This is a genomic window from Pontibacter sp. 13R65 (assembly GCF_047525655.1).
GTDB lineage: Bacteria > Bacteroidota > Bacteroidia > Cytophagales > Hymenobacteraceae > Pontibacter.
On sequence record NZ_JBLIQL010000057.1, the window covers coordinates 1 to 880 of the forward strand.

Sequence of the window (880 nt, forward strand, 5' to 3'; positions counted from 1 at the left end):
AGATCATGTTTAAATTTTAAAGAATGGGTAAAAAGAGCGAGTCAGTCCGTAAGCAAAAGTGACCAAACTTTAAGGCTTATGGAATCTCAATACAAGAGACTAACTGACTCGCAATGGGAAGTGGTGTCGCAATCGCTGCCTATTGAAAGGAAACGTGTTCATAGCCTCCGGGTTATAGTGGACGCGATCTTTTACGTGCTTCGGGTGGGCTGCCAGTGGCGGAACCTGCCAAGGGAAAGCTTCCCTAAGTGGGAGCTGGTGTATTACTATTTCCGCAAGTGGCAGTCGGACGGCACGCTGGAGAGCCTCAACTTCTCGCTCAACATCAAGGAGCGCGCCAGGCGGGGCAAAGAAGCCTCTCCGCGCCTGCTGAGCGTTGACAGCCAATCTGTTAAGGTAGCCCCTTTTGTGTCTGAAGAGACGGGTGTGGACGGCAACAAGAAGGTCAACGGGCGCAAGCGGCACGTGATCACCGACACGCTGGGCCTGGTGTGGGGCGTGGTGGTGCATAGTGCCAACAAGGCCGACGGGGCGATGGCCGATCGGGTGGTGGCCCCGCTCAGAGGATACCTGCACCGCATGGAGAAGATCCTGGCTGATGCGGCCTATGAGCAGATGTTCATGGCCTGGGTGGGCCAGAACCTGCTGGGGGTGGATGTGGAGATAAGTTCCAAGCCACCGGGCACGCAGGGCTTTGTGCCGGTCAAATGGCGGTGGGTCACAGAGCGGGCTTTCGGCATGTTCAACTTCTTCAGAAGGCTCGACAAGGACCATGAAAAAACACCTGAAAGCGCTCAAAGTTGGGTTCTATGGCATAATTGTCAGGTCATATTAAACAGATTAACCTGAAGATCAGTTAATTAAAATTTAAACACGCTCT

The 880-nt window shown here is 53.3% G+C and carries 1 protein-coding gene; it reads left to right on the top strand.

Annotated features, from left to right (window positions below):
- Positions 1-78: 78 nt before the first annotated feature.
- Positions 79-849, top strand: coding sequence for an IS5 family transposase (locus ACMA1I_RS23280; RefSeq protein ID WP_337070893.1), 771 nt, complete (start codon positions 79-81; stop codon positions 847-849).
- Positions 850-880 lie beyond the last annotated feature (31 nt).

What these genes read in the sequence shown, in the direction of transcription:
- ACMA1I_RS23280 (WP_337070893.1), top strand. Translation starts at nt 79, where the DNA reads ATGGAATCTCAATACAAGAGACTAACTGACTCGCAATGGGAAGTGGTG.